The 24,268-nt window shown below is 52.7% G+C and carries 19 protein-coding genes and 1 pseudogene; 12 read left to right on the plus strand and 8 right to left on the minus strand.

What is annotated here, in order from left to right; translation table 11 throughout:
- Positions 1-6: 6 nt before the first annotated feature.
- On the minus strand, positions 7-1,494 hold the full coding sequence (gene smvA, locus ACLJRS_RS03885; protein WP_000489726.1) for a methyl viologen efflux MFS transporter SmvA: 1,488 nt from the start codon (positions 1,492-1,494) through the stop codon (positions 7-9).
- Positions 1,495-1,611: 117 nt separating this feature from the next.
- Here smvA and ACLJRS_RS03890 point away from each other — a divergent pair, with 117 nt between their 5' ends.
- The 7 genes and pseudogenes from ACLJRS_RS03890 (at position 1,612) to ACLJRS_RS03920 (ending at position 11,524) form a co-directional block, all read left to right on the plus strand.
- A complete protein-coding gene (locus ACLJRS_RS03890; RefSeq protein ID WP_000121040.1) occupies positions 1,612-2,190 on the plus strand; it encodes a TetR family transcriptional regulator in 579 nt (192 codons plus the stop codon).
- Positions 2,191-2,403: 213 nt separating this feature from the next.
- Positions 2,404-3,792: pseudogene (locus tag ACLJRS_RS03895) on the plus strand (NarK family nitrate/nitrite MFS transporter).
- Between the two features lie 91 nt (positions 3,793-3,883).
- Complete coding sequence (locus ACLJRS_RS03900) at positions 3,884-7,624, plus strand: nitrate reductase subunit alpha (protein WP_000040391.1); 3,741 nt, start codon at positions 3,884-3,886, stop codon at positions 7,622-7,624.
- Positions 7,621-9,165 carry a nitrate reductase subunit beta gene (gene narH, locus ACLJRS_RS03905; protein WP_000702587.1) on the plus strand — a complete coding sequence of 515 codons (1,545 nt, stop codon included), beginning with the start codon at positions 7,621-7,623 and terminating at the stop codon, positions 9,163-9,165. The genes ACLJRS_RS03900 and narH overlap by 4 nt, the downstream gene beginning before the upstream one ends.
- Positions 9,165-9,848, plus strand: a complete 684-nt coding sequence (gene narW / locus ACLJRS_RS03910; RefSeq protein ID WP_410957751.1) for a nitrate reductase molybdenum cofactor assembly chaperone — start codon at positions 9,165-9,167, stop codon at positions 9,846-9,848. The genes narH and narW overlap by 1 nt, the downstream gene beginning before the upstream one ends.
- Positions 9,845-10,525 (plus strand): respiratory nitrate reductase subunit gamma, encoded by a 681-nt coding sequence (narI, locus tag ACLJRS_RS03915; RefSeq protein ID WP_000617106.1) that lies wholly within the window; start codon positions 9,845-9,847, stop codon positions 10,523-10,525. The genes narW and narI overlap by 4 nt, the downstream gene beginning before the upstream one ends.
- 105 nt (positions 10,526-10,630) lie before the next feature.
- Positions 10,631-11,524 carry a PhzF family isomerase gene (locus ACLJRS_RS03920; protein ID WP_000804298.1) on the plus strand — a complete coding sequence of 298 codons (894 nt, stop codon included), beginning with the start codon at positions 10,631-10,633 and terminating at the stop codon, positions 11,522-11,524.
- A 35-nt stretch (positions 11,525-11,559) separates the two neighbouring features.
- Here the strand turns inward: ACLJRS_RS03920 and nhoA are convergent, their stop codons facing one another.
- The gene (nhoA, locus tag ACLJRS_RS03925; protein ID WP_000200330.1) at positions 11,560-12,405 is read right to left on the minus strand and encodes an N-hydroxyarylamine O-acetyltransferase; all 846 of its coding nucleotides are present in this window, start codon (positions 12,403-12,405) and stop codon (positions 11,560-11,562) included.
- Positions 12,406-12,688: 283 nt separating this feature from the next.
- Positions 12,689-13,321: a type III secretion system effector SteA gene (gene steA, locus ACLJRS_RS03930; protein ID WP_001120858.1), complete on the minus strand. Its 633-nt coding sequence runs from the start codon at positions 13,319-13,321 to the stop codon at positions 12,689-12,691.
- A 512-nt stretch (positions 13,322-13,833) separates the two neighbouring features.
- Between steA and ansP the strand changes: the two genes are divergently transcribed.
- A complete protein-coding gene (ansP, locus tag ACLJRS_RS03935) occupies positions 13,834-15,327 on the plus strand; it encodes an L-asparagine permease (RefSeq protein WP_000857112.1) in 1,494 nt (497 codons plus the stop codon).
- A 76-nt stretch (positions 15,328-15,403) separates the two neighbouring features.
- Here the strand turns inward: ansP and ACLJRS_RS03940 are convergent, their stop codons facing one another.
- Both ACLJRS_RS03940 and ACLJRS_RS03945 read right to left on the minus strand, forming a co-directional pair.
- Entirely contained in the window at positions 15,404-15,625 is a 222-nt protein-coding gene (locus ACLJRS_RS03940) for a YgdI/YgdR family lipoprotein (RefSeq protein ID WP_000732362.1), read from the minus strand.
- 144 nt (positions 15,626-15,769) lie between these two features.
- The gene (locus tag ACLJRS_RS03945; protein ID WP_000550641.1) at positions 15,770-16,831 is read right to left on the minus strand and encodes a YncE family protein; all 1,062 of its coding nucleotides are present in this window, start codon (positions 16,829-16,831) and stop codon (positions 15,770-15,772) included.
- Positions 16,832-17,094: 263 nt separating this feature from the next.
- On the opposite strand from ACLJRS_RS03945, the gene pqqU reads away from it, so the two are divergent.
- Positions 17,095-19,215 carry a TonB-dependent receptor PqqU gene (pqqU, locus tag ACLJRS_RS03950; RefSeq protein ID WP_000692055.1) on the plus strand — a complete coding sequence of 707 codons (2,121 nt, stop codon included), beginning with the start codon at positions 17,095-17,097 and terminating at the stop codon, positions 19,213-19,215.
- A gap of 55 nt (positions 19,216-19,270) precedes the next feature.
- Here pqqU and mcbR read toward each other — a convergent pair whose 3' ends face one another.
- Both mcbR and ACLJRS_RS03960 read right to left on the minus strand, forming a co-directional pair.
- Positions 19,271-19,936, minus strand: a complete 666-nt coding sequence (gene mcbR, locus ACLJRS_RS03955) for a colanic acid/biofilm transcriptional regulator McbR (RefSeq protein ID WP_001119592.1) — start codon at positions 19,934-19,936, stop codon at positions 19,271-19,273.
- A 333-nt stretch (positions 19,937-20,269) separates the two neighbouring features.
- Complete coding sequence (locus ACLJRS_RS03960) at positions 20,270-21,307, minus strand: NADP-dependent oxidoreductase (protein WP_001522633.1); 1,038 nt, start codon at positions 21,305-21,307, stop codon at positions 20,270-20,272.
- A gap of 211 nt (positions 21,308-21,518) precedes the next feature.
- Here ACLJRS_RS03960 and mddA point away from each other — a divergent pair, with 211 nt between their 5' ends.
- Positions 21,519-22,034, plus strand: a complete 516-nt coding sequence (mddA, locus tag ACLJRS_RS03965) for an L-methionine sulfoximine/L-methionine sulfone acetyltransferase (RefSeq protein WP_000155373.1) — start codon at positions 21,519-21,521, stop codon at positions 22,032-22,034.
- Positions 22,034-22,483 (plus strand): DMT family transporter, encoded by a 450-nt coding sequence (locus ACLJRS_RS03970; RefSeq protein ID WP_001076571.1) that lies wholly within the window; start codon positions 22,034-22,036, stop codon positions 22,481-22,483. Before mddA ends, ACLJRS_RS03970 begins: the two co-directional genes overlap by 1 nt.
- A gap of 4 nt (positions 22,484-22,487) precedes the next feature.
- Here ACLJRS_RS03970 and ACLJRS_RS03975 read toward each other — a convergent pair whose 3' ends face one another.
- Positions 22,488-22,721, minus strand: coding sequence for a YdcY family protein (locus ACLJRS_RS03975; protein ID WP_000018721.1), 234 nt, complete (start codon positions 22,719-22,721; stop codon positions 22,488-22,490).
- A gap of 223 nt (positions 22,722-22,944) precedes the next feature.
- Between ACLJRS_RS03975 and srfA the strand changes: the two genes are divergently transcribed.
- Positions 22,945-24,264 (plus strand): virulence-associated effector SrfA, encoded by a 1,320-nt coding sequence (gene srfA / locus ACLJRS_RS03980; protein WP_001129948.1) that lies wholly within the window; start codon positions 22,945-22,947, stop codon positions 24,262-24,264.
- The last annotated feature ends 4 nt before the right edge of the window (positions 24,265-24,268 follow it).

The raw sequence follows: 24,268 nt of genomic DNA on the forward strand, positions 1-24,268 counted from the left end.
GTTATGTTATCGGCGTTGGGCTTTTGCCAGGCTGAACCACATCCCTACCGCCAGCAAAAGAAGCATACTCCCGGCGCTGCTTAACGCCACGCTATGCGACCAGATAAAGGCATGTCTGGCGGCGTCCAGTATTGCCTGCCCCTGCGTGGGCGGTAGGCTATTCGCCAACTGCACGGCTTCTCCCATTGAAGATGACGCTCTGGCAATCTCTTGCGCCTCAAGCCCGGCAGGCAGACGGATAGACGCGGAGAAGCTACGGCTTAACAACAGACCGAAAATGGCAATGCCCAGTCCCGCGCCCAGTTCATAAGCCATCGTTTCTATCGCGCCGGCCGCCGCCGCTTTTTCTGCCGGCGCAGCGGCCATAATTGCCGACGTGGAAGCCAGCAATGCGCTGGCGGCGCTAAATCCCAGCAGCGCCATCAGCCCCCAGGCCTGCCATTGTTGGGTGCTGAAATCCGTCATCGCCAGGCCATAAAAACTCAGCGCGCTTAACGCCATGCCGCCCGTCGCGACCAGCCGTAGTCCCAGACGCGAGACCAGCACGCCCGCAATCGGCCCGCTGAATCCACTGGCGACCATTACCGGCAGCATAAATACCCCGGCCTCATAAGGCGATAGCCCGTGAACAAACTGCAGCTCTTGCGCCATCAGCAGCTCAAAACCCACCAGAGTGATCATCGCGGTCATCGCCATCACGACGCCGCTCAGGATAATGCGATGGGTAAATAGTCGCATATCAATCATCGGACGCGATGTCGCAAGCTGTGTGCGGATAAAGAGTCCCAGGAGCAGCGCGCCGGTAAGCAGGGTAAGCGAGATGACCCACAGCGACAGATGCCCTTTCAGCGCGGTTTTAGCGCTATAGACCAACAGCAAAATGGCAATAATCAGCATCACCGCATGGCCAAGATTGAGCGGTTGATCGCGACGGCCCGCCTGGCGAGGAACATAGCGGGCGGTTAAGCCCATGACGACCAGCACAATCGGCACGTTGATCAGGAAAACCGCTCCCCAGTAAAAATGCTCTAATAATATGCCGCCGATGAGCGGCCCAAACGCCGCTCCGCCCGAACCTACCGCTGCCCAGACGCCCAGCGCCATGTTGCGATGCTTCTCTTCGCAAAAGGTGGCGCGTATCCCGGCCAGCGTCGCCGGTACAATCATCGCCGCGCCAATAGCCAGTAATACCCTGGTGGCGATAAGCCAACTGGCGGTATGCGAAAACGCCGCCGCCAATGACGCCAGGCCAAAGAGCGTCCCGCCCAGCATCAGCAGGCGTTTAAAACCGATACGATCGCCAAGCGCGCCCATCGGCAATACCATGCCAGCCATGACCAAAGAATAAATATCAATGATCCACAGCAGCTCGTTGCCGCTGGCCCCCAGTGTCATACTCAGTGTCGGGGCGGCGACATGCAAGACCGTGGCATCAATGGCGACAGGAATATAGACCAGCACAATAATGACTAACGTTAACCACTGACGAAACATAACTCTCCCTTCAAAAACTCAAATTTGGACGCCTGTCCAGTTTCAGGATCCTACGGTAAGTTGAACGAATGTCCAGCTTTTTGTTACACTGCGCGCATTGGCTAATGTGGGGAAAATATGAGTTACCTTAACCGGGATGAACGCCGCGAAGTGATCCTGCAAGCGGCGATGCGCGTGGCGCTGGCAGAGGGGTTTGCCGCCATGACGGTGCGACGAATCGCATCAGAAGCCGATGTCGCCGCCGGCCAGGTGCATCACCACTTCAGCTCGGCGGGCGAGCTCAAAGCGCTGGCCTTTGTCCATTTGATCCGCACCCTGCTTGATGCCGGGCAAGTTCCGCCGCCCGCCACCTGGCGTGCACGGCTTCACGCTATGTTGGGTAGCGAAGACGGCGGCTTTGAGCCTTACATAAAATTGTGGCGAGAGGCGCAAATTCTGGCCGATCGGGATCTGCACATCAGAGATGCTTATCTCCTCACGATGCAGATGTGGCATGAGGAAACGGTCACAATTATCGAGCAGGGCAAACAGGCAGGAGAATTTACGTTTACTGCTAACGCCACGGATATCGCCTGGCGGCTTATCGCACTGGTGTGCGGGCTGGACGGTATGTATGTGCTGGGTATTCCGGAAATGGCCGATCCCGCGTTTAAATACCATCTGGATCGTATGATTACGCTTGAACTCTTTGCGTAAAGTTACAAATAATTTAATAAAAATCACTTTTAGTTTACAAATAGTAACAATTAAGAAACATTATATCTCCTCTTCGCGCCGCGCTGGCCTGGTTTTTTATCTATTCTTTCACTCAATATTCTAAAAAAACTTCAATAAGTTCTCAAAAGAGCGCGTGACGCTCTGTCTCTTTTTTGTGTTTTTTTCAAATGATATGCGCATGTGAGGGGTAAAATGACACGACAAAACGAGAATTATAACCGTTATCTCTTGAGTGACTGGCGACCCGAAAATCCAGCCTTCTGGGAGAATAAAGGGAAAGGCATCGCCAGAAGAAACTTATGGATTTCAGTAAGTTGTTTGCTCCTGGCATTTTGCGTCTGGATGTTGTTTAGCGCTGTTGCCGTCAACCTCAATAAAATTGGATTTAATTTTACCACCGACCAACTCTTTTTATTAACCGCATTACCTTCTCTTTCCGGCGCAATATTACGCGTTCCCTACTCCTTTATGGTGCCACTGTTTGGTGGTCGTAAATGGACCGTATTAAGCACCGTAATATTGATTATTCCCTGCGCCTGACTGGGATTCGCCGTGCAAAATCCCGCCACCCCTTTCGGGGTATTTATGCTCATCGCTCTGTTGTGCGGTTTTGCGGGGGCAAACTTCGCGTCCAGTATGGGCAACATCAGTTTTTTCTTTCCAAAAGCCAGACAAGGTAGCGCGTTGGGTATTAACGGCGGACTGGGAAATCTTGGCGTCAGTGTGATGCAGTTGATTGCGCCGCTGGTTATTTTTCTGCCGATATTTACTTTTTTAGGCGTCCGGGGCGTGCCGCAACCTGATGGCTCCCTGCTCGCCCTCACTAACGCCGCCTGGATCTGGGTGCCGTTACTGGCTGTCGCGACGCTTGCCGCCTGGTTTGGTATGAACGATATCGGCAGTTCAAAAGCGTCTGTCGCCTCGCAATTGCCGGTGCTAAAACGTCTGCACCTGTGGCTGCTTAGCCTGCTGTACCTGGCGACATTCGGGTCATTCATCGGCTTTTCCGCAGGTTTCGCCATGCTCGCCAAAACGCAATTTCCCGACGTAAACATTCTGCAACTGGCGTTCTTTGGCCCCTTTAGCGGCGCGCTGGCGCGATCGGCAGGCGGCGTGATCTCCGATAAATTCGGCGGCGTTCGCGTCACGCTCATTAATTTTATCTTTATGGCGCTGTTTACCGCCCTGCTATTCCTCACGCTGCCAGGCTCCGGCGCAGGCAGCTTTAGCGCGTTCTATCTTGTTTTTATGGGCCTGTTTTTGACAGCGGGTCTCGGCAGCGGTTCTACCTTCCAGATGATTGCGGTGATCTTCCGTCAGATCACGCTCTACAACGTCAAACTGCGCGGCGGGAGCGATGAGCAGGCGCAGCGCGAAGCGGTGACGGATACCGCCGCCGCGCTCGGTTTTATCTCCGCTATTGGCGCTGTGGGCGGCTTCTTTATTCCAAAAGCGTTTGGCACCTCTTTGGCCTTGACCGGCTCGCCGGTGGGCGCCATGAAAATCTTTTTGCTGTTTTACATCGCTTGCGTCCTGCTGACCTGGCTGGTCTACGGGCGTCGTAAGCCTAAACAACAATAACAACATACGCACCTGTAGGACGGCCATCCGGTAATGGTTTAACGCCAAATCGACAGGGTGGCGGAAAATTTATCGAAGCAGGAGAAATGTCATGAGTAAACTGTTGGATCGCTTTCGTTACTTTAAACAAAAAGGCGATACCTTTGCCGACGGCCATGGTCAGGTGATGCATACCAACCGCGACTGGGAAGACAGTTATCGCCAGCGCTGGCAGTTTGATAAGATCGTGCGCTCAACCCACGGCGTCAACTGCACGGGCTCCTGTAGCTGGAAAATTTATGTCAAAAACGGTCTGGTGACGTGGGAAACTCAACAAACCGACTACCCGCGCACGCGTCCCGATTTACCGAACCATGAACCGCGCGGCTGCCCGCGCGGCGCCAGCTACTCCTGGTATCTCTATAGCGCCAATCGTCTGAAATACCCTCTGGTGCGTAAGCGGCTGATAGAACTGTGGCGCGAGGCCCTTTCCCGGCACAGCGATCCGGTACTGGCATGGGAATCTATAATGAACGACCCGCAAAAATGCCAAAGTTACAAACAGGTGCGCGGACATGGCGGCTTTATTCGTTCGAACTGGAAAGAGCTGAATCAGCTCATTGCCGCCGCTAACGTCTGGACAATCAAAACCTATGGTCCGGATCGTGTGGCGGGGTTTTCACCTATTCCGGCGATGTCGATGGTTTCTTACGCCGCCGGAACACGTTATCTGTCACTGCTTGGCGGTACTTGTCTGAGCTTCTATGACTGGTATTGCGATCTTCCGCCCGCGTCGCCAATGACCTGGGGCGAGCAGACTGATGTGCCGGAGTCTGCCGACTGGTATAACTCAGCCTACATTATTGCCTGGGGCTCTAACGTGCCGCAGACGCGTACCCCGGACGCCCACTTCTTTACCGAAGTGCGCTACAAAGGCACTAAGACGATCGCCATCACCCCGGACTATTCCGAAGTCGCTAAACTGTGCGATCAGTGGCTGGCGCCAAAGCAAGGTACCGACAGCGCGCTGGCGATGGCCATGGGTCACGTTATTTTAAAAGAGTTTCATCTCGATAATCCCAGCGACTATTTTCTTAACTATTGCCGCCGTTATACCGATATGCCAATGCTGGTCCTGTTGGATGAGCGCGCAGACGGCAGTTATGTACCGGGGCGTATGATGCGCGCGTCGGATCTGGTGGATGGACTGGGAGAAGCCAATAATCCGGAATGGAAAACCGTCGCGCTCAACAGTACGGGCGAACTGGTCGCGCCCAATGGTTCTATCGGTTTTCGCTGGGGCGAAAAGGGAAAATGGAACCTGGAACCGGTGGCGGCGGGCGTCGAAACTGAACTGTCGCTCTCTTTACTCGGTCAGCATGATGACGTGGCGGGTGTCGCTTTCCCCTATTTTGGCGGCAACGAAAACCCACATTTTCGCAGCGTGCGGCAGGAACCGGTGCTGGTACGTCAGTTACCGGTGAAACGCCTGGCTCTGGCGGACGGTAGCGAGCGGATGGTCGTCAGCGTTTACGATCTGGTGCTGGCTAATTATGGGCTGGATCGTGGTCTGGATGACTGCCATAGCGCCAATAATTATAACGACGTAAAAGCCTACACGCCGGCCTGGGGCGAACAGATTACCGGCGTGCCGCGTCGACATATCGAAACTATTGCGCGTGAATTTGCCGAGACCGCCCATAAAACTCACGGTCGTTCGATGATCATCCTCGGCGCGGGAGTGAATCACTGGTATCACATGGATATGAATTACCGTGGGATGATTAACATGCTGGTGTTCTGCGGCTGTGTTGGACAAACCGGCGGCGGCTGGGCGCACTATGTCGGCCAGGAGAAGCTGCGGCCGCAAACCGGCTGGCTGCCGCTGGCCTTCGCGCTGGACTGGAATCGCCCGCCGCGTCAGATGAACAGTACCTCGTTTTTCTACAACCATGCCAGCCAGTGGCGCTATGAAAAACTGACTGCGCAAGAGTTGCTGTCGCCGCTGGCCGATCCGGCTAAATTTTCCGGACACCTGATCGATTTCAACGTGCGCGCGGAACGTATGGGCTGGCTACCCTCGGCGCCGCAGCTTAATCTTAACCCGCTCAGCGTGAAAGCGAGCGCCGATAAAGCCGGGCTGTCTGCGGCGGATTATACCGTGCAAGCGTTGAAATCAGGCGCTATCCGTTTTGCCTGCGAACAGCCTGACAGTGGTCATAATCACCCGCGAAATTTATTTGTCTGGCGCTCTAACCTGCTCGGCTCCTCCGGGAAAGGTCATGAGTACATGCTCAAATATCTGCTGGGCACAGACAGCGGTATCCAGGGCGAAGCGCTGGGCTCCAGCGAAGGAATTAAGCCTGAAGAGGTGGAATGGCAGTCCGCCGCGATTGAGGGCAAGCTCGATCTGTTGGTCACGCTTGATTTCCGTATGTCCAGTACCTGTCTGTTTTCCGATATCGTTTTGCCGACCGCCACCTGGTATGAAAAAGACGATATGAATACCTCGGATATGCATCCGTTTATCCACCCCCTTTCCGCCGCGGTCGATCCTGCCTGGGAATCCAAAAGCGACTGGGAGATCTACAAAGGTATCGCCAGCGTCTTTTCTGAGGTGTGTGTCGGACATCTCGGACAGGAAACCGATGTGGTGTTACACCCGCTCCAGCATGATTCCCCGGCGGAACTGGCGCAGCCATTTGATATTCTCGACTGGCGTAAAGGCGAGTGCGAACTTATTCCGGGCAAAACCGCCCCCAATATCGTCGTGATTGAACGCGATTATCCGGCCACCTATGAACGGTTTACCTCGCTGGGTCCCCTGCTGGATAAATTAGGCAACGGCGGTAAGGGTATTGCCTGGAATACGCAAGATGAAGTCGATTTCCTCGGTAAGCTCAATTACACCAAACACGATGGTCCGGCGAAAGGACGTCCGCGAATAGACACCGCGCTGGATGCTTCGGAAGTGATTCTTGCCTTAGCGCCGGAAACCAACGGCCAGGTGGCGGTGAAAGCCTGGCAGGCGTTGGGCGAGATGACCGGGCGCGAGCACACCCATCTGGCCATCAATAAAGAAGATGAGAAAATTCGCTTTCGTGATATCCAGGCGCAACCGCGCAAAATTATCTCCAGCCCGACCTGGTCAGGGCTGGAAAGCGAGCATGTCTCTTATAACGCCGGCTATACCAACGTACATGAACTGATCCCGTGGCGCACGTTGTCGGGGCGGCAACAACTCTATCAGGATCATGCGTGGATGCGCGCTTTTGGCGAAAGCCTGGTGGCATATCGTCCGCCGATTGATACCCGCAGCGTCAGCAAAATGCGAGAAATTCCGCCCAACGGTTTCCCGGAAAAAGCGCTTAACTTCCTGACGCCGCACCAGAAATGGGGAATTCACTCCACCTACAGCGAAAACCTGCTGATGCTGACCTTGTCGCGCGGCGGGCCGATTGTCTGGATCAGCGAAGCCGATGCCCGTGAACTGGGTATTGAAGATAACGACTGGATTGAAGCCTTCAACGCTAATGGCGCCCTTACCGCTCGTGCGGTGGTCAGCCAGCGCGTCCCGCCGGGTATGACCATGATGTACCACGCCCAAGAGCGGATTATGAACATTCCGGGTTCGGAAGTCACCGGGATGCGCGGCGGGATCCATAACTCCGTGACCCGGGTCTGTCCAAAACCGACGCATATGATCGGCGGCTATGCGCAACTGGCTTACGGCTTCAACTATTACGGAACCGTGGGTTCGAATCGCGATGAATTCATCATGATCAGGAAGATGAAAAACATTAACTGGCTGGATGATGAGGGCCGGGATCAGGTACAGGAGGCGAAAAAATGAAAATACGCTCACAGGTTGGGATGGTACTGAATCTCGATAAATGTATTGGCTGTCACACCTGCTCCGTCACCTGTAAAAACGTCTGGACCGGACGTGAAGGGATGGAATACGCATGGTTCAATAACGTCGAAACTAAACCGGGTATCGGCTATCCCAAAAACTGGGAAGACCAGCAGGAGTGGCAAGGCGGTTGGGTTCGTGATGTTAATGGCAAGATAAGGCCCCGTCTGGGCGGCAAAATGGGGGTAATTAGCAAAATTTTCGCCAACCCGGTGATTCCGCAAATCGATGATTACTATGAACCCTTTACCTTCGATTATCAGCATTTACATAATGCGCCGGAGAGTAAGCATCAGCCCACTGCCCGCCCTCGTTCACTGATCGACGGAAAACGGATGGACAAGGTGATCTGGGGGCCAAACTGGGAAGAGCTGCTCGGCGGCGAGTTTGAAAAACGCGCCCGCGACCGTAACTTCGACAACATACAAAAGGAGATGTACGGTCAGTTCGAAAACACCTTCATGATGTACCTGCCGCGCCTGTGCGAACACTGCCTGAACCCCAGTTGTGTCGCCACCTGCCCAAGTGGCGCTATTTACAAGCGTGAAGAAGACGGCATCGTGCTAATCGACCAGGATAAATGCCGGGGCTGGCGTTTGTGTATCAGCGGCTGCCCGTACAAAAAAATCTACTTTAACTGGAAGAGCGGCAAGTCTGAGAAGTGCATATTCTGCTATCCGCGTATTGAATCCGGTCAGCCGACCGTTTGTTCGGAAACCTGCGTCGGGCGCATCCGTTATCTTGGCGTTCTGCTCTATGACGCCGACAGGATTGAAGACGCGGCCAGTACCGAACACGAGACGGATTTGTATGAACGTCAGTGTGATGTGTTTCTCGATCCGCACGATCCGGCGGTCATCGAAGAGGCGCTTAAACAGGGCATCCCGCAAAACGTCATCGACGCTGCCCAACGGTCGCCGGTGTACAAAATGGCGATGGACTGGAAGCTGGCGCTTCCGCTGCACCCGGAATACCGTACCCTGCCGATGGTCTGGTACGTACCGCCGCTGTCGCCCATCCAGTCATACGCCGACGCGGGCGGGTTGCCGCACAATGGCAATATTCTGCCGGCGGTGGAGACGCTGCGTATTCCGGTCCAGTACCTGGCCAATATGCTCAGCGCGGGCGATACCGGTCCGGTCATTCGGGCTCTAAAGCGGATGATGGCGATGCGCCACTACATGCGCTCGCAGACGGTTGAAGGCGTGACGGATACCCGCGCGATTGACGAAGTGGGTCTGAGCGTACAACAGGTTGAAGAGATGTATCGCTACCTGGCGATTGCCAATTATGAAGATCGTTTTGTCATTCCCACCAGCCACCGGGAAATGGCGCGCGACGCCTTTCCGGAGCGCAACGGCTGCGGCTTTACTTTTGGCGACGGTTGCCACGGGTCGGATACCAAATTCAACCTGTTCAACAGTAGCCGTATTGATGCCATCAATATCACCGAAGTACGTGATAAAGCGGAGGGGGAATAATGCAAATCCTCAAAGCGATTGGCCTGTTGATGGAGTATCCGGACGACGAGTTGTGGGAATGTCGGGATGAAGCGCTTGCCCTTATCCAACACGATGCGCCAATGCTGGCCGACTTCACTCGCGAGCTGCTTTATGCGCCGTTACTGGATAAACAAGCAGAATGGTGCGAAGTGTTTGACCGCGGGCGCGCCACTTCATTGCTGTTATTCGAGCATGTTCATGCGGAGTCCCGCGATCGCGGCCAGGCGATGGTCGATTTGTTAAGCCAGTATGAAACCGTGGGCCTGCAGCTCAACTGCCGCGAACTGCCGGATCACCTGCCGCTCTATCTGGAGTACTTAAGCGTGTTGCCGGAAGCGGAAGCGCGCGAGGGATTACAGAATATTGCCCCTATTCTGGCGCTACTGGGCGGTCGTCTGAAACAGCGAGGAGCGCCGTGGTATCAACTGTTTGACGCCCTGCTGACGCTGGCGGGCAGTACGCTTACAAGTGACAGTGTCACCAAACAGATTGTTCAGGAATCGCGGGATGATACCCGTCAGGCACTGGATGCCGTCTGGGAAGAAGAACAGGTGAAGTTTATCGAAGATAACGCCACGACCCCGTTACACCATTATCAACGACGCTTTAGCCAGGACGCGGCGCCGCAGTACGTCGACGTCAGCGCGGGAGGCCCGAAATGATACAGTACCTGAACGTCTTTTTTTACGATATCTACCCCTATATTTGCGCCACGGTCTTCTTCCTCGGCAGTTGGCTGCGCTATGACTACGGACAATATACCTGGCGCGCGTCGTCCAGCCAGATGTTGGATAAGCGTGGGATGGTGATATGGTCGAATCTGTTCCATATTGGCATTCTGGGGATCTTTTTTGGCCATCTGTTTGGGATGCTGACGCCACACTGGATGTATGCCTGGTTCCTGCCGATTGCGGTAAAACAGCAGATGGCGATGATCCTCGGCGGCGTGTGCGGCGTATTAACGTTGATCGGCGGCGCGGGATTACTGTGGCGTCGTCTGACCAATCAGCGTGTGCGGGCGACATCCACTACACCTGATATTATCATCATGAGTATTTTGCTGATTCAGTGCCTGCTTGGCCTGAGCACCATTCCGTTTTCGGCGCAATATCCGGATGGCAGCGAAATGATGAAGTTGGTGGGCTGGGCGCAAAGTATTGTCACCTTCCGCGGCGGGTCTTCGGAAATGCTGAGCGGTGTGGCGTTTGTTTTCCGCGTTCATCTGGTGCTGGGAATGACTATTTTCCTGCTCTTCCCGTTCACCCGCTTGGTTCATGTCTGGAGCGCGCCGTTTGAGTATTTCACCCGTCGCTACCAGATTGTTCGTACCCGCCGCTAATTCTCTTTGCCCGGGGGTACGCTTACCGGGCAAAGAAAAACGCCTGGGCGTCGTCATTCGGCAACGCACAGGCTATGATGATTCTTCAGTCAAAGGAGAACATCAATGAAACCGCAGATTTACCATGTTGACGCCTTCACCAGCGAACCCTTTCGCGGCAACTCTGCTGGCGTTGTCTTACATGCGGATACGCTAAGCGACGCGCAGATGCAGCTGATTGCCCGTGAACTTCGTCACTCGGAAACCGCCTTTTTGCTAAAAAGCGAAGAGAGTGATGTGCGCATACGCTACTTTACACCGACAGTAGAAGTCCCCATCTGTGGTCATGCCACCGTGGCCGCGCATTATGTTCGGGCAACGGTACTGGGGTTGGGAAACACCACCGTCTGGCAAACCTCGTTAGCGGGCCGTCATCGCGTTGAAATTCATGCCGAACACAACGACTATCGCATCACGCTGGAACAAGGTCAGCCCTCTTTTGAACCACCGTTAGTCGGAGAGATTCGGGCTGCCATCATCACCGCACTGAACCTGACTGAAGATGATATCGTGCCGGGAGCGCCAATTCAGGTGGCTTCAACAGGACATGCAAAAGTGATGATCCTGCTCAAACCAGACGTTGATATTGATGCCCTTTCTCCTAATCTGGCAGCCCTGACGGCAATCAGCCAGCAAATTGGCTGTAACGGCTTTTTTCCTTTCCAGATTCGTCCGGGAAAAAACGAAACCGATGGGCGAATGTTTTCCCCGGCGATAGGGATTGTGGAAGATCCGGTAACGGGAAACGCCAATGGCCCGATGGGTGCATGGCTCGTCCATCATGGTCTGATGGCGCATGACGGTAAAACGCTGCAGATTCAAGGCCATCAGGGGCGCGCTTTAGGCAAAGAGGGTACTGTTGATGTTACCGTCACCATTCGCGATAACCAGCCGGAAAACGTCACCATCTCCGGCCAGGCGGTCATTCTGTTCCATGCCGAATGGGCCATTACTTTTTAATCTTTGTCAGGCCCGCTAATCCTCGCGGCAAAAAATTATTTTCCCGCCTCCGGATGGGTATCAAATGCAGCCATTACCGCGGCCAGCTCCGCCTCGGTAAAACCGTGCTTTACATCATTTACGCCGAGACCAAACTGCTGCTGAAGTAACCGATACAACGACGGCACATCCGGTACATTGACCTGTTCAACGGCATGTCCCTGGTGGTAACGCGTGAAGTGGAAATTCGTTAATGTCAGCTTGCCGCCATCAGGCAAATGGCGGCACATCAACAAATGATGACGAAAATGGGATTGCGGCCAGTGAGCCGACCAGAAATTGCCCATTACATGATCGCTCTGCTGCTGCACCCCCAGATCAAAACAGTACATCGACTGCCAGTGCTCATGGTGGCGGAATTGTAAAATCCATGTGCTCCCCTCCTGCATCAGGCGGTATTCGCCATGCGGCGTTTGCTGAGCAATTTCAGCCTGCAGACGAAGCGGCGCGGTTAGCGTTTGGCCGCCAAACCCCACGTCCGCGATCCACTGCTCATCCTCAACATCAACCAGCAGCAAACGGTGCGTGCGTGGCGGTAAACTGGCGGGATGAGACAGAATGACCCGCCCCAATAAGCTTCGGACGTTAAAACCGATGTCGCGTAACGCGCGTTCAAACAGGCCATTCAGTTCAAAACAGTATCCACCGCGTCGGGCATAAAGCAGTTTCTCCTCTAATGCCGTCTCATCGAGCTGTATTTCACGAGGCAGTAGCACATCCAGATTTTCAAAAGGAATCGCGCAGTTGTGCGCTAAGTGAAGCGTTCTGAGCGCTTCAACCGTAGGAACCCCCAACGGCTGACAATGTAATCGCGTAAAATAAGCATGTAAAAAAGAGGTCATCTGAGGCTTCCATTAACATTAATGCTTGCGTTCGGCACACAGGCTGAGGCGGATATCGCTGCGCAACAGGATACCCTATCCGTGGAATAGCGTTGGATACTTTTGAAAAAAATAAGACAGGCCGGCTGTCGCGCCGGAGGTACGTGGAATTTTGGCGTACAAACGGAAATCGGGTTCTGAGAATCTCTTTGCGACACGCCGCCAAAATAGCGGCGTGTTAAAATTTTTAACGCCGGCTCAGCGAGTCTGATTTCTAACAAAACTGGCTAAACATAAACGCTTTTTAATAATTGTCCAAATAGTTATGGTAGCGAGCTTTTATGTCGGCCGCCCATTGCGCTTTCGCCTCCTGCATGTTGCTGGCCCGAGCGATATAATATTCTAAACACGGAATGGCGCCTAATGCCTGAGGTAAGGCATTATATGCTGCCATTCGCTCTCTGACGGTTTTATATTTTTCATCAATATCATAATCATAGTACGCTGGCGCTTCAAAAAAGCCCTCTTCCAGTCTCATACAAATCTCTTCAAAGGTCCCCTCAACCTCAACGGTATGCTTGCCATCCGATATCCTGACGATTGGCTTACCTTCAGCTATCAGCGAGAGTTGTTCGAATGTTAACATCCGACCATCAGAAAGCTCGACATCTATAGTAAACAGTCCATCACGTACAGCATCAGCAAGGTGATTATGGATATTCCCTGCATTGGCACAGAACTCCGCAACTTTAGGCGTAACATTACAATAATGTTCAATTACTCTTGTAAATCCGTAGGCTAATCCTGCTGTAAGCACATACAAGATGCCTTTCATGATTTTTGTTGATAATTTATTTTCATAATCTCCTGCAGCAACATGAGGTAGCTTATTTCCTGATAAAGCTCTGGCATAGGTAGAAACTGATGTATGTGGCATATCCTACTCCTTCAAATTTTGCTCAATAGCTTTATATGTCCTACTCCTCTCTCATTATGACGATATGTCAATCAACAAAATTGCTCAAAGGCATACATTTTCAGGAGGAAATGAGAATAACAGGCGCAACGGCCTGATCTTATGCTGCTTCAATATCGTCAGGTGGTTTATCGTTCGAGGTCATATCTATGACCATAAATCCCTGCAGGGATTAACTCTGATTAATTATTGCGCAACGCAATCACTGCGGATTTGTGCTGGCGTCTTATCTGGCTGAATCGTGACCACACCGCACCACATCTGACCACACAAATAAACTCGACATCCTCATTTTGTTCTTTCCGTATGTTTTGCGTCATTTAACAATTGCAGGTAGGATGCTCCGCCGGCGGTTTTATCCCTGTCACAGAATCAGGGAAAAGCGGCATTCGCCATTGCAGGCAATCGATTGGTGAGCGCCCGTCGCGGCATAAGGAATTTTTCTGTCAGGACAGGCTATAACAGGTAACGTAATGAAAACACAGACTACGCACGCCGCAGAACAACATGCGGCGAAACGACGCTGGCTGAACGCCCATGAAGAGGGGTATCACAAAGCGATGGGGAATCGTCAGGTTCAGATGATTGCTATCGGCGGCGCGATTGGCACCGGTTTATTTTTAGGTGCAGGCGCCCGATTGCAAATGGCCGGACCGGCACTGGCGCTGGTCTATCTGATATGCGGCATTTTTTCTTTTTTCATTTTACGCGCGCTGGGCGAACTGGTATTGCATCGCCCTTCCAGCGGGAGCTTCGTCTCCTACGCCCGTGAGTTTTTGGGTGAAAAAGCGGCCTACGTCGCAGGCTGGATGTACTTTATTAACTGGGCGATGACCGGGATCGTCGATATCACCGCAGTGGCGTTATATATGCACTACTGGGGCGCATTTGGCGACGTTCCGCAATGGGTGTTCGCGCTCGGCGCGTTAACCATTGTCGGTACCATGAACATGATCGGCGTAAAATGGTTTGCCGAAATGGAGTTCTGGTTCGCGCTGATAAAAGTACTCGCCATTGTTATCTTCCTGGTGGTAGGCACGATTTTTCTCGGTACCGGTCAACCGCTTGAGGGTAATGCCACCGGTTTTCACCTGATTACAGATAATGGCGGCTTTTTCCCGCACGGCCTGTTGCCCGCGCTGGTACTGATTCAGGGCGTGGTGTTCGCTTTTGCGTCGATTGAACTGGTCGGTACCGCCGCTGGGGAGTGCAAAGATCCACAGACGATGGTGCCAAAAGCCATCAATAGCGTGATCTGGCGTATTGGTCTTTTCTATGTAGGATCGGTCGTATTGCTGGTTTTACTGCTGCCGTGGAACGCCTACCAGGCGGGGCAAAGTCCGTTTGTCACCTTCTTTTCTAAACTTGGCGTGCCTTATATCGGCAGTATTATGAATATCGTGGTGTTAACCGCCGCGCTTTCCAGCCTGAACTCCGGGCTTTACTGTACGGGGAGAATTTTACGTTCAATGTCGATGGGGGGTTCCGCGCCGAAATTCATGGCGAAAATGAGCCGTCAGCATGTGCCCTATGCGGGTATTCTGGCGACTCTGGTGGTTTACGTGGTCGGCGTGTTCCTGAATTACCTGGTCCCCTCCCGCGTGTTCGAGATCGTTCTTAATTTTGCCTCGCTCGGCATTATCGCGTCGTGGGCGTTTATCATGGTGTGCCAGATGCGTTTACGCCAGGCGATAAAAGAAGGCAAAGCCGCAGACGTCAGTTTTAAACTGCCCGGCGCGCCTTTTACCTCCTGGCTAACGCTGCTGTTTTTACTAAGCGTGCTGGTACTCATGGCGTTTGACTACCCGAATGGAACTTACACTATCGCCTCGTTGCCGCTGATCGCTATTCTGCTGGTCGCCGGCTGGTTTGGCGTGCGACGTCGCGTGGCGGAGATCCATCGCACTGCGCCAGTGACGGCGGATTCGACAGAGAGTGTCGTATTGAAAGAAGAAGCAGCGACATAACATTACCCTTCCCCGGCAGCCCCAGGCCTGCCGGGTTTAATGCGTGTTGCCGCCAACACCGCATCGCGCCCAATGCTTAGTCAGCCTTAATCAACTGCGCCACATCATTGCTGTTAATTTCCCGCTGGTTGCCTTCCTGATCGGTATAACTGGTCATCCCCGTCTCTTTATCTAACTGTGGCTTACCCTGAGTTACGATCGTTTGCCCATTCTTCGTCGTCATTACATAGTTGGTTGTGCAACCCGCAAGCATAAAAAACATCATGCCCAAACCTGAGCATATAAATAACTTTTTCATATTTTCCTCGTGAATATAATGAGTTAACTACAGCAAAAAGGCAGTGTAATTCTCACAGAATCATCAGGCTATCGGCGGGGTGTAACGAGGCGTATCGGTGCGTTTAAAGAGATGACTGGAGGGGTTTCCCCCTCCATACCCTATTTACAAAGCAATGCGAATAACATCATCCGGCTGCGTCGCTTCCTGCTCACGTGTCGATTTCTGCTTCACGCTGACGTAGAGCGTTTTACCGTCTGCCGATAGCGCCAGGCTATTCGGGTACGTCGGCGTATCGAACGTTTTAACAACGTTATAGGTCTTCGCATCGATCACGCTGACCTGACCTGCCTGACGATGTGTCACATACGCCTCGTTACGTGTCGGGTTAAACAGGACGGCCAAAGAAGCAGGCGCCGCGATTTTGGCAAGAATATTGCCATTACGGGTATCGACAACCAGAACCTCAGTCGCCTTCGAGTCGGTGATAAACGCGCGATGACCTGCGGTATCGAGACTCAGGTTAATAAAGAAGTGTTCTTTACCGTCATCCAGCAACTTCTTACGACTGAGAATTTTATTGCTGGCGGTATCGATGGTGATAAATTCGCCATCCGCATTGGTGGTGTACAGGCGTTGCGCTTTACTGTCGAGCGCCAGACCCGTACTCATTTTGCCGGTATTTTCGATCGTCGTTTTCAGTTTGATGGTTTCGCCATCCACTACCCAAATAGCACTCTCTTTACCAACACCGCTAATGTAGATCGTGTTGGTAGACGCATCGGCAACCAGCTCACGGGGCTGTAACGGACGAACCTCTTCAGTACGTTTGCGCGCATCAAGTACCAGACGACCTTTTACATCACCCGTTTTGGCATCAATCGCGGTAACAGCGCTGTTAATGGTATTGCCAAACCACAGCGTTTGGGTCGCGGCATTGATGGTGGCGCCGAACGGCTTGAGATCGTTATGAATCGCTTGCGTGATTTCCAGCGTCACCGGGTCGAGACGATAAACTACGCCGCCTTTATCCAGTTTACGGCTTTGCGATGTAGCCAGCCAGAGCGCGTTTTCTTGCTGACTCCAGGCCATCTCATAAGCGCCTTTGCCTACCGCTTTACGCAGCATGTCTTCCGCCGCCAGCGTGCTAAATGAGGATGCGACGAGGAGCGAACCTAACAATAAAGAACCACGCAGGCGCGGCGAAAAAAGATGACGTAAGTGCATGACGACTCCCTTTGATAAAAACGTGTATAGCTGCTTCACACTACTTCACTGCGCGGGATCTTCGTTCCGCACTTATTATAAGTTGAGAATAATAATCATTATTTATCAGAAAGTGGAGCTTTTCCTCGCCTGCGAATGTCATGGCACTTAAATAACGCACATTTTCTTAACTTAATGTGCGATTAAAATTTCAAAACTTTACATATTGACTACCCTTAATGTCACGTTTTCCGTTGATACGCTTACATTTATCCGGCATTTTCATGAAAATTATTTCCGTTAGACAGCGACTTTATCCCGCCCTCTTATTGCCTCTGACCTTCTCCCCGGTCCTTCAGGCCGCCAGCGCGTCCAATGAACAAACCATGATAGTCACCGCAACGCCGCAAACCGTATCCGAACTGGATACACCTGCCGCCGTTAGCGTCATTGAGGGAGAAGACATGCGTCTGGCGACGCCGCGCGTTAATTTATCTGAGTCTTTAACCAGCGTCCCGGGATTGCAGGTGCAAAACCGGCAGAACTACGCGCAGGATCTGCAAATCTCTATCCGTGGATTTGGCTCGCGTTCCGCCTTTGGCGTGCGCGGCATTCGTCTGTATGTTGATGGCATTCCCGCCACCATGCCGGATGGACAAGGCCAGATTTCGAATATTGATATTAACAGCATACAAAACGTTGAAGTGTTACGCGGCCCCTTCTCAGCGCTATACGGCAATGCTTCCGGCGGCGTAATAAATGTCACCACCGAAACCGGGAGACAGCCGCCCACCCTTGAGGCCAGCAGCTACTACGGCAGTTATGGAAGCTGGCGCTATGGGCTAAAAGCCACGGGCGCGATGGGTGACGGCACACAGCCTGGCGACGTGGATTACACGGTATCAACTACCCGTTTCACCACCCACGGCTACCGCGATCACAGCGGCGCGCGAAAAAATCTGGCTAATGCCAAACTGGGCGTGCGCCTTGACGATGTCAGTAAACTCTCGCTGATTTTTAATAGTGTGGACATTAAGGCGGACGATCCCGGCGGACTTACCGAATCTGAATGGAAAGCCGATCCGCAACAGGCGCCCCGCGCTGAACAGTACAATACGCGTAAAACCATCAAACAAACTCAGGCAGGATTGCGTTATGAACGTCAGCTCAGCGCGCAGGATGATATCAGCGTGATGGCCTACGCCGGAGAGCGGGAAACCACGCAATACCAGTCTATTCCCCTGGTGGCACAGCTAAAACCAGCCCAGGCTGGCGGCGTAATTACACTGCAACGCCACTATCAGGGAATTGATTCCCGCTGGACTCACCGGGGAGAATTAGGTGTGCCGGTCACCTTCACTGGCGGGTTAAACTATGAAAACATGAGCGAAAACCGCAAGGGTTACAATAATTTCCGTCTCAACAACGGCACCCCTGAGTTCGGGCATAAAGGCGATTTACGGCGGGATGAGCGTAACCTGATGTGGAATGTCGATCCTTATCTGCAAACCCAGTGGCAGCTTACGCAAAAACTCTCGCTGGATGCTGGCGTGCGCTACAGTTCCGTGTGGTTCGATTCTAACGATCACTATATCGCGCCCGGCAATGGCGATGACAGCGGCGACGCCAGCTATCACCACTGGCTACCCGCCGGATCGCTAAAATATGCGTTAACTGACGCCTGGAATCTCTATCTTGCTGCCGGTCGCGGATTTGAAACTCCCACTATCAATGAACTTTCTTATCGCGCTGACGGCCAAAGCGGGTTCAACTTTGACCTCAAACCGTCGACCAATGATACGGTGGAAGTCGGCAGTAAAACGCGGATTGGCAATGGCTTGTTGACCGCCGCGTTATTTCAAACTGATACCGATGATGAAATTGTCGTCGCCAGCAGTATGGGAGGACGCACTACCTACAAAAACGCGGGCAAAACGCGCCGCCAGGGCGCAGAGCTCGCGTTGGACCAGCGCTTCGCCGGCGACTGGCGGGTGAAAGCATCATGGACCTGGCTGGATGCGACCTATCGCAGTAACGTTTGTCAGGGGCAAAACTGTGATGGAAACCGGATGCCCGGCATCGCCCGTAATATGGGATTCGCCTCATTAGGTTTTATCCCGGATGAGGGGTGGTACGCCGGAACAGACGTTCGGTATATGGGCGATATCATGGCCAATGATGAAAATACCGCCAAAGCGCCTTCGTATACCGTTGTTGGACTAAATACAGGGTATAAATTTAATTACAGTCAGCTTACCGTCGATATTTTTGGGCGGGTAGATAATCTATTTGATAAAGAATATATCGGTTCGGTGATCGTTAATGAATCTAATGGCCGATATTATGAGCCAGCGCCAGGGCGTAACTATGGCGTGGGGATTAATCTGGCATGGCAATTTGAATAAATATCCGGCAATAGCGGGGCATCCCCGCTATTGATTAGTCATAGTTTCATGAAAGTTACATGAAGTACTGATTTTTAATCGTCGCTACGTTTTGTTGCAAAACGTTCTGTAGGCAGTGGCGACTGGCTTCTTTATCACCAGTCACTAACGCATTAAGCAATTTTCTGTACAGATTAACGCCGTTTTGATAATCATCAAGTTTAAAATTATCATATAAAAAATGCAGACTTGGCCCCAGGCGTACCCATAATTGCTCGATCATGGCATACAGCGTTGGCATATCCGCGTAGTGGTAGATCTCAAAGCGGAATGCGCGGTTGGCCAAAAGAATTTTCTCCATAACGCCACTTTCCAGCGCCTGTTGAAATTCATCTAATAGCGCATTCAGCGTCTGCTCGCGATCCGGGGTAATCTTACCCGCAGCGGCGACCACCGCCATCTCCTCCAGGGCAGTACGAATCGTATTAATTTCCAGCAAACTTTCCAGTGAAATCTCCGGCACCATAAACGCCTGTGCTGGCGCCACCGCCAAAGCACTGGAAGAGACCAGCCTTAACAGGGCTTCACGCACCGGCGTAATACTGACGCCTAACTCTTGAGCGATATTTTTAGTGATAAGCCTTGCGCCTGGTTTTAATGCGCCAATAGACAATTGATGCTTTAACCGATTTTCAACCTGTGTGGTCAGGCTTATATGTTGTGTTTTTTCCGTACCCGGCATTTTCCTTCCTTCACCTCTTGGCAGAACAACATCGCAATCGAGTCCCGAAGAAGTTTCGGAACTTAATTGTAAAAAAGATAATCCAGGCCTGAACGGCCAAATAAATAAAAGTGATAATTTACTTGCGTGATATTCTCATCTTTTACAACAATACAGGTTTCTTTATGGCAACCGTTTTATCTCCGTCATTCCTTCATGTATCGAGATTTTTGACCGGTTCAGGCCGCTGAGGGAGATAAGCTGCCCCACCGCGATCTGAATGATGAATATAAGTAAAGCCGGAATTTTAAAATTTGCACATTTTTATGGCGACATAATGCCGCCATTTTTTCTTTACGCATCGTCCGCTAAACGTATCACGACTTTGCCAAAGTTCTTCCCCGCCAGCAGCCCCATAAACGCTTCTGGCGCATTTTCCAGCCCATCAGTAATCTGCTCCCGATAATGTATTTTCCCTTCTTTGATCCAACGCCCCATTTCTTGCTGAAACTCATGTATCCGGTGACCATAGTCCTGGTTGATGATAAAACCTTGCAGACGAATACGCTTTTTAAGTAATGTCGCCATCAGCAGAGGCAGTCTGTCTGGACCGTCCGGCAACGCTGTCGCATTGTAGCCGCTGACCAGACCGCAGAGCGGAATCCGCGCCGATGTATTCAGTAGCGGTAAGACGGCGTCAAAGACTTTACCGCCGACATTCTCATAATAGATATCGATTCCCTGCGGGCAGGCCTGCGCAAGCTGTTGTGGGAAATTATCAGCGTGATGATCAAGGCACAGATCAAATCCCAAAACGTCTGTCGCATGGCGGCATTTTTCCGCACCGCCGGCAATACCCACGACCCGGCAGCCCTTCAGCTTGCCAATTTGCCCAACCGTTGCGCCTACGGGGCCGGTGGCGGCGGCGACAACCAGCGTTTCGCCCTCTTTCGGCTGACCGATATCCAGTAACCCCATATAGGCGGTAAACCCCGGCATCCCTAAAACTCCCAACGACCAGGAAGGATGTTGCGGATTATCACCCAGCTTTACCAACCCTTCGCCATCTGAAATGTCATAATCCTGCCAGCCATTGTAACTCAACACCCATTCGTCTGGTCGGTAATCAGGATGGTTCGACGCGACAACGCGACTGACCGTACCGCCAACCATAACGCAGCCAGGTTCCACAGGCGGCGCATAAGAGGGTTCATCGCTCATGCGGCCACGCATATAAGGGTCGAGTGATAAAAAAACGGTACGCAATAGCACCTGCCCTTCACCGGGCGTCGCGACGTCATCTTCTTCGAGGCGGAAGTTATCCATCTGCGGCGCGCCGTGGGGACGCGAGGCCAAAACCCAACGACGATTTCGGTTGGTCTGTTGCTTCATTCTATTCTCCTCATGCCTGGCATAATCCATCAATAATAGTCGAACATTAGCTTTCTGAGGGAGTTAAACACTCTCAGATATCAGGCTGTGCGCTTTTATGAACGACTTTCTTTCCCCTCTCGCTAAATATGAATTCTTGCGCTAATGCGTTGATTTATGCCGCCTTCAATAGTATTTCTAACACTATCGTAAACATTCCCTGGGGTTCCCTATGACGATTCGCTTTGCCGATAAAGCAGACTGCGCCGCGATTACCGAAATCTATAACCATGCGGTATTACATACTGCGGCCATCTGGAACGATCGGACGGTCGATACGGATAATCGCCTTGCCTGGTATGAGGCCCGTCAATTACTGGGCTATCCGGTGCTGGTAAGCGAAGAAAATGGCGTGGTGACTGGCTATGCATCATTTGGCGACTGGCGCAGTTTCGACGGTTTTCGCTATACCGTCGAGCACTCGGTTTATGTTCATCCGGCGCACCAGGGGAAAGGACTGGGGCGAAAACTGCTCAGCAGACTGATCGATGAAGCCCGACGCTGCGGCAAGCATGTGATGGTGGCCGGTATTGAGTCACAGAATGCCGCCTCGATACGCCTGCATCATTCGCTGGGATTTACCGTCACCGCGCAAATGCCGCAGGTCGGCGTAAAATTTGGCCGTTGGTTAGATCTTACGTTTATGCAGCTCCAGCTTGATGAACACGCCGCGCCGGACGCCTGCTGATGAACCAGTCGCTGACGCTTATCTTTTTGATCGCCGCCGGCGTCGGGCTGGTGGTACAAAACAGTATTATGGTGCGTATTACGCAGACATCATCGACGATTCTGATCGCTATGCTGTTGAACTCGCTGGTAGGGATCGTTTTATTTGTGACGATATTGTGGTTTAAGCAAGGCGCTACGGGCTTCGGCGAGCTGGTCGCCAGCGTTCGCTGGTGGACTTTGATCCCCGGTCTGCTGGGGTCATTTTTTGTATTTGCCAGCATTAGCGGGTATCAGAACGTTGGCGCCGCGACGACTATCGCGGTACTGGTCGCCAGCCAGTTAATCGGCGGACTGGCGCTGGATATTGCGCGTAGCCACGGCGTCACGTTACGCGCAATGGTCGGGCCGGCGTTTGGCGCGCTGTTGCTGGTCATTGGCGCATGGCTGATTGCGAAGCGCCAGTTTTAATGGATTACAGGATCGTGCCGCCTTTGGTGAGCTGCTCGCGGCGCGCGTCCCGATCTTCTTGATATTGCCTGCCGTGATGCGCGATAGCCGTGCGTAAACGCTGCTGCTGCACATAACGATCTTCGCGACGTAATTCAGCGTCATCGCTCAAGGCAATCAGCAATTCATTCATATGGGTAATTACGCTCTCCGCGATGGCGGCATCCACGCGGGCGCTCACTTCCTCCAGGTGCGACATAAGCTCTCCTACTCTTTATTCTGTAATAGCATGATTCGCCTATTATACGCGTTATTGTCGCCCGATGCGGTAATTCGCCGCCGCCACCCTGATTTAACTTACGTCAAGTGGAAACACGGGGCTTAATAGACCGAGAATTCGCGCCTTTTTGCCTTTCTTCCGCCGTTTGCTTGCGTATAGACCCCGTAAAGTAGACGCGTGAAGAAGTCTAAGGGATAACAACGTGGCAAAATCTCTCTTGCGCAGCGGCAATCTGGATGATTATCAGGCCGTGGGCGGCGGCGGTCAGGCCGTATTTGAATCAGCATTGCAAATTCGCGAAACGCTTCGTCTGCGTAAACAGCAGGCGATGGTTGACTGTCTGGCGATTCCGCAACTTAACGATAATGGCGATCGGGTTGACTGGTATTCGCCGATTGAAGGTCAGGCGATAGCGTGGAAAGCGGCTGACGAAGAGACACGTTCTCGGGCTTTACGTTATTTAGCCAGCACTTTTGAAAGCGCGGCTGCACTCAGTCGCAAAAGTCTGCAATCCGGTAAAACAGCGCTCCAGCTATTTGGTTCGCTACTTGAGAAAGCGACGCAATTTCCCGGTGAAAATCATGTTTTCCTGGTTAACGGCAAACCGGTTATCACCTTCTGGGGATTCGTTAATCTCAACGAAAATACACGCGATGATGTGCTGGACTGCCTGCGGGTAACCGAGGCAATCCCCGACATCCCTCTGGTCGAGCCGGAGCCCGAAGAAAAGCCGCTGGTAGAGGCGGCATTTAGTCAGGCGGATGAACCTTTGTTAACGTCTGTCATTGAGCCGCCGAAAATGCCGGAGGAACCTGCTGCGCCGCCCGTTATCGTTAGCGAGCCGAAGCCTGCCGCACCTATCCCGGTTGCTGAGGCGAAAAGAGCTCGTCGTCTACCGCTGTGGAGCTTACCTGTCGCTGCCGTGGTTATCGCCGCCGTCGCCACGCCTTTTTTCTGGCCATCTTCATCCGTTGACGGGGCCTCTCCTGTTCGCGCCGCGCCTGTCGCTACCGCGAAAACTGACGTTACCCCCTTGCCTGAACTCACCGCGCATTTGCCGCTGCATCGCGCTGAGGTGACGCCCGCCCCCAAAGCGGCGCCGTTGCCGGAAGCGCCTGTTATCATTGCCGCTATCCCCAAAGACGCGCTGGTGATGGACAATACGCAGATGAAGCTTGGAACCACGCGCTTTTTAAACGGTAGCTGGCGCATCAGTGTGGATGTCAAAGATCCGATTACCGGCAAGCCGCCCTCTCTGCGTTATCAGATCCAAAATAACAAAGGCATCGCGCGCGTAGTACATGGCGATAACGTGGTTTGTCGGGCGGAAATTTTCTCTGGTCTGCATCAAACGGGCGAGCTGATGATTAAAAGTCGCGGCAATGCGCGCTGCACCGACGGTTCACGTTATCCGATGCCGGAAATTACCTGTAAAGCAGGCGTCAATGACGTCGCAACCTGTACCGCCCGTTATGGCGACCACGCGGCAATTCCGTTGACGTTTAAAAAGATAGGTGCCTGATTTT

Source organism: Salmonella sp. SAL00670 (assembly GCF_046552235.1).
Taxonomy (GTDB): Bacteria; Pseudomonadota; Gammaproteobacteria; order Enterobacterales; family Enterobacteriaceae; genus Salmonella; species Salmonella enterica.

What these genes read in the sequence shown, in the direction of transcription:
- smvA (WP_000489726.1), bottom strand. Translation starts at nt 1,494, where the DNA reads ATGTTTCGTCAGTGGTTAACGTTAGTCATTATTGTGCTGGTCTATATT.
- ACLJRS_RS03890 (WP_000121040.1), top strand. Translation starts at nt 1,612, where the DNA reads ATGAGTTACCTTAACCGGGATGAACGCCGCGAAGTGATCCTGCAAGCG.
- ACLJRS_RS03900 (WP_000040391.1), top strand. Translation starts at nt 3,884, where the DNA reads ATGAGTAAACTGTTGGATCGCTTTCGTTACTTTAAACAAAAAGGCGAT.
- narH (WP_000702587.1), top strand. Translation starts at nt 7,621, where the DNA reads ATGAAAATACGCTCACAGGTTGGGATGGTACTGAATCTCGATAAATGT.
- narW (WP_410957751.1), top strand. Translation starts at nt 9,165, where the DNA reads ATGCAAATCCTCAAAGCGATTGGCCTGTTGATGGAGTATCCGGACGAC.
- narI (WP_000617106.1), top strand. Translation starts at nt 9,845, where the DNA reads ATGATACAGTACCTGAACGTCTTTTTTTACGATATCTACCCCTATATT.
- ACLJRS_RS03920 (WP_000804298.1), top strand. Translation starts at nt 10,631, where the DNA reads ATGAAACCGCAGATTTACCATGTTGACGCCTTCACCAGCGAACCCTTT.
- nhoA (WP_000200330.1), bottom strand. Translation starts at nt 12,405, where the DNA reads ATGACCTCTTTTTTACATGCTTATTTTACGCGATTACATTGTCAGCCG.
- steA (WP_001120858.1), bottom strand. Translation starts at nt 13,321, where the DNA reads ATGCCACATACATCAGTTTCTACCTATGCCAGAGCTTTATCAGGAAAT.
- ansP (WP_000857112.1), top strand. Translation starts at nt 13,834, where the DNA reads ATGAAAACACAGACTACGCACGCCGCAGAACAACATGCGGCGAAACGA.
- ACLJRS_RS03940 (WP_000732362.1), bottom strand. Translation starts at nt 15,625, where the DNA reads ATGAAAAAGTTATTTATATGCTCAGGTTTGGGCATGATGTTTTTTATG.
- ACLJRS_RS03945 (WP_000550641.1), bottom strand. Translation starts at nt 16,831, where the DNA reads ATGCACTTACGTCATCTTTTTTCGCCGCGCCTGCGTGGTTCTTTATTG.
- pqqU (WP_000692055.1), top strand. Translation starts at nt 17,095, where the DNA reads ATGAAAATTATTTCCGTTAGACAGCGACTTTATCCCGCCCTCTTATTG.
- mcbR (WP_001119592.1), bottom strand. Translation starts at nt 19,936, where the DNA reads ATGCCGGGTACGGAAAAAACACAACATATAAGCCTGACCACACAGGTT.
- ACLJRS_RS03960 (WP_001522633.1), bottom strand. Translation starts at nt 21,307, where the DNA reads ATGAAGCAACAGACCAACCGAAATCGTCGTTGGGTTTTGGCCTCGCGT.
- mddA (WP_000155373.1), top strand. Translation starts at nt 21,519, where the DNA reads ATGACGATTCGCTTTGCCGATAAAGCAGACTGCGCCGCGATTACCGAA.
- ACLJRS_RS03970 (WP_001076571.1), top strand. Translation starts at nt 22,034, where the DNA reads ATGAACCAGTCGCTGACGCTTATCTTTTTGATCGCCGCCGGCGTCGGG.
- ACLJRS_RS03975 (WP_000018721.1), bottom strand. Translation starts at nt 22,721, where the DNA reads ATGTCGCACCTGGAGGAAGTGAGCGCCCGCGTGGATGCCGCCATCGCG.